The sequence below is a fragment of the Hydrogenophaga sp. genome, from assembly GCF_041633695.1.
In the GTDB taxonomy this organism is placed as follows: domain Bacteria; phylum Pseudomonadota; class Gammaproteobacteria; order Burkholderiales; family Burkholderiaceae_C; genus Hydrogenophaga.
This window is the reverse complement of record NZ_JBFJMY010000388.1, coordinates 1-3991: the sequence shown is the minus strand read 5'-3', so window position 1 is coordinate 3991 and position 3991 is coordinate 1. Positions and strand designations below refer to the sequence as shown.

Below are 3991 nucleotides of genomic sequence, written 5' to 3'. Positions count from 1 at the left end.
CCCACCGGCTCCATCGACAACTGGCGCACGGTGTTGCGCGTCAAGGCCTATTCCACGGCCGAGCAGCTCACCTGGGAGGAGCTGCCGCCCGAACTGAGCGCGGACGAACTGGGTGGCTCCGAACTGGAAGAGGTGACCCCTGCGCAAGAGGCGGCGCTGTCTTCGTCGGCGGTCGCCATGGCCAGCGCCGACCCGGCTGTTTTCCAGAGCGCAGCCTATGGCGCCAACGTGCCACCCTGGTCGGCTGCGCACCCGTTCACCAATCTGTACGGCCCCAAGGCAGCCCAAAAAACCATCACGGCCACCGTGACCGGCAATGTGCGCGTGACCGAAGTGGGCAAGCAGGCCGGCAGCGACTACGACACCCACCACGTTGTGCTCGACTTCGGCTCCATGCCCTTCCCGGTGCTCGAAGGCCAGTCCATCGGTGTGCTGCCGCCGGGCAAAGATGCGGGCGGTCGTGCGCACCACGCGCGCCAATACTCGGTGGCCAGCCCACGCAACGGCGAGCGGGCGGGCTACAACAATGTCTCGCTCACGATCAAGCGCGTGCTCGAAGACCACAGTGGTCAACCGGTGCGCGGTGTGGCCTCCAACTTCATGTGCGATCTGAAGGTGGGTGACACGGTGGAGGTGATCGGGCCCTTCGGCGCCAGTTTCCTCATGCCCAACCACCCGCGCTCCCACATCGTGATGATCTGCACCGGCACCGGCTCTGCGCCCATGCGCGCCATGACCGAATGGCGGCGGCGGCTGCGCCAGTCGGGCAAGTTCGAAGGCGGCAAGCTGCTGTTGTTCTTCGGCGCCCGCACCCAGGAAGAACTGCCGTATTTCGGGCCGCTGAAGAACCTGCCCAAGGATTTCATCGACATCAATTTCGCCTTCTCGCGCACCCCTGGCGCGCCCAAGCGCTATGTACAGGACGTGATGCGGGAGCGCGCCGCCGACCTGGTGCCGCTGTTGCAAGACCCGGACACCTGCTTTTATGTGTGCGGTCTGAAGAGCATGGAAGAGGGCGTGGTACTGGCCTTGCGCGACGTGGCCACCGAAGCGGGCCTGGACTGGGAGAGCCTGGGCCAGTCGCTCAAGCGCAGCGGGCGTCTGCACCTCGAAACCTATTGAGCAAATATCCGGACCCTGAGCGTCCGGGTAAACCCTGCGAATCCATCCCATGGTGCCGGGTCTTGTGCGCACCCTGGTCTGCGCGCGGCGAGTTGGCTTACATTGGCGCTTGAATGACAAGCGATTCCAACCCCACTTTGGCGACCACCCGACCCACCATGCGGGTCGATGTTGTGATGCGCCGCGAACCGGTCACCGGCCCCATGAGCCGCTGGCAAAGTTGGCGTTGGGTGCTGGGCGACGTGATGCCCCACGCGCCCGATGCCACGCTAGATGCGGAATCCGCCTCGCTTGCACCATTGCCCGAGGCGGTGGAACCGGTGGCGGTTGAACACGCGGTGGCCGGCGCCAGCCATTGGTTGTTTCCGGCTTTGCCGGTGACCCTGTTCCGCGACGATGCCGAGGGCTACTTCCTCAACCTCAACAGCCCGCAGCCCTGCTTCTGGGTGTTCTGGCGCCTGGACGACGCGCGCTTGCTCGATGGTGAGGCGATGGCGGTGCCGCAAATCGTGACCCTGAGCTACCACGACGCCGGGCGCTGGCTCGATGCGCAGGAGCGCGTCGATCAGGTGCCCGCGCCGCCCGAGGTGGTCGAATGGCTGGCGGCCTTTGTGCAGACGCATTACCAACCCGAGCCCAAGCGGCGCAAACGCCCCGACAGTTTCAAGCCGCTGACCGATCGCTTTGGCCAGCCGGTGCGCATCTCCACCGAAAAATCGAAGCGATCGGGTGGAGGAGGTGGTCATGGCGGTTGAAGACGAAGGCTTTCTGGGCCGTTGGTCGCGGCGCAAGACGCTGCAACGCAGCACCCCAGTGCACGACGAACCCGCGCTGCCCGCACCCGGCGCCGAAACCTTGGGCGACGCGGCACAGCCCACTCCAGCCGTTGTGCCGCCGGTGCAAAGCACGCCGGAGCCCGACACGCCAGAGGGTGTTGCGCAAAAGCCGCCCCTGCCCACGCTGCAAGACGTGCAGCAGCTGACCCGCGATTCCGACTTCAAGCCCTTTGTGGGCCGCCACGTGCCCGCCGACGTGCGCAACGCCGCGCTGAAAAAACTGTTCACCGATCCGCACTACAACGTGATGGACGGGCTGGACATCTACATCGACGACTATTCCATTCCCAGCCCCTTGCCGAGCGCGTTGCTGGCCAAAATGGTCAGCGCCCAGTTCATGAAGCTGGTGGACGATCCCGCCGAAGCCCAGGTGCCTGCGGCGAAGGGTGGACCGGCCGTGGACGATAGGACCGTGGCAGCGGCCGAGACCCCGGCCGAAAATACCCCAGACCCCGAAGAAAACAACAGCGTGCACGACACGCCAGAACCACGAGACCTCCAAGATGACCACGCTGATTTGCAGTTGCAACCAGACCATGCCCCTGGACCCGCAGGCACTGGGTCGGGCACTCGATGAAAACCTGACGCTGCACACCACGCTGTGTCGGCGCGACGCCCCAGCGTTCCAGAAGGCCAGCCGCAACAGCGACGAACTGGTGGTGGCCTGCACCCAGGAGGCCCGCTTGTTCACCGAACTGGCCGAGCAGACCGATGGCGCGGTGTCGCTGGACGTGCGCCCGATCCGCTTCGTGAACATCCGCGAGACCGGCGGCTGGAGCCGCGATGCCACCCAGGCCATGCCCAAGATCGCGGCCTTGCTGGCGGCGGCACGCTTGCCCGACGCCGAGCCCGTGAGCACGGTGAGCTATGCGAGCGCCGGGCGCCTGCTGATCGTCGGGCCCTTGGAGAGCGCAGAGCACATGGCCGCCCAGGTGGCCGACGTGCTGGATGTGAGCCTGATGGCCACCGGCGGCGCGGGCATGCAGGCGCGCCGCTTCCCGGTGATCGCTGGCAGCTTGAAGCAGTTGCGCGGTTGGCTGGGCGCCTTCGACCTGGCCTGGACGACCCAGAACCCGATCGACCTCGATCTGTGCACCCGCTGCAACGCCTGCGTGGCGGCTTGTCCGGAAGGTGCGATCGGGCTGGACTACCAGATCGACCTCAGCGCCTGCCGCTCGCACCGCGACTGCGTGAAGGCTTGCGAGGCCGTGGGTGCGATCAACTTCGCGCGCGAACCCCAGACCCACGAAGACCGCTTCGATCTGGTGCTCGATCTGCGCGCCACGCCCGCTTTCAGCCAGCATGCCCATCCCCAGGGCTACCTGCACCTGCCGCCGGGTTCCGACACCAGCCAGACGCTGGCCGCCGTGCTCAAGTTGCGCGAACTGGTGGGCGAGTTCGAAAAACCCAAGTTCTTCAACTACAAGGCCAGCATTTGTGCGCACGGTCGCAACGAAACGCTGGGTTGCAACGCCTGTGTGGACGTGTGTTCGGCCAGCGCGATCAGCAGCGGTCTGGCGGGCAGCGCCCGCACGCCCGGCGCCAAGGCCACGCGCAACCAGATCACGGTCAACCCGCAGCTGTGCGTGGGTTGCGGTGCTTGCACCACGGTCTGCCCGACCGGGGCGCTCAGCTTCGCCTATCCGCGCGCCAGCGAACAAGGCGCCAAAATGCGCAGCCTGTTGTCCACCTACGCCAAGGCCGGTGGACGCGACGCCGCCTTGTTGCTGCACAGCCAGGAAGCGGGTCTTGCGCTCATCAACGACCTGGGCCGTGCCGCCCGGCTGGACAAGAGCGTGCAGGGCGTGCCCGCCCGGGTGATCCCCTATCCGCTGTGGCACACCGCCTCGCTCGGGCTGGAGGTTTGGCTGAGTGCGTTCGCTTACGGCGCATCGCAGGTCTGGGTGCTGATGACGGGTGAAGAGGCGCCGCAGTATGTGGACGCGGTGCAGGCGCAAATGGAGGTGGCGCAGGCCATCGTCAGCGGCCTGGGCTATGGCGGTGTGCACTTCAAGCTGCTGCAGGCACGCGAT

4 protein-coding genes are annotated in these 3991 nt (G+C 66.3%); all 4 read left to right on the top strand.

The window, feature by feature from the left end:
* Positions 1-1122 (top strand): benzoyl-CoA 2,3-epoxidase subunit BoxA (gene boxA / locus ABYB95_RS18655; protein ID WP_372660244.1); only part of this gene is annotated, 1122 nt, incomplete at its 5' end.
* Between the two features lie 113 nt (positions 1123-1235).
* On the top strand, positions 1236-1877 hold the full coding sequence (locus tag ABYB95_RS18650; protein ID WP_372660242.1) for a DUF3305 domain-containing protein: 642 nt from the start codon (positions 1236-1238) through the stop codon (positions 1875-1877).
* Positions 1867-2535 carry a DUF3306 domain-containing protein gene (locus tag ABYB95_RS18645; protein WP_372660240.1) on the top strand — a complete coding sequence of 223 codons (669 nt, stop codon included), beginning with the start codon at positions 1867-1869 and terminating at the stop codon, positions 2533-2535. Before ABYB95_RS18650 ends, ABYB95_RS18645 begins: the two co-directional genes overlap by 11 nt.
* Positions 2495-3991 (top strand): 4Fe-4S binding protein (locus tag ABYB95_RS18640; protein WP_372660246.1); only part of this gene is annotated, 1497 nt, incomplete at its 3' end. The genes ABYB95_RS18645 and ABYB95_RS18640, both read left to right, overlap by 41 nt.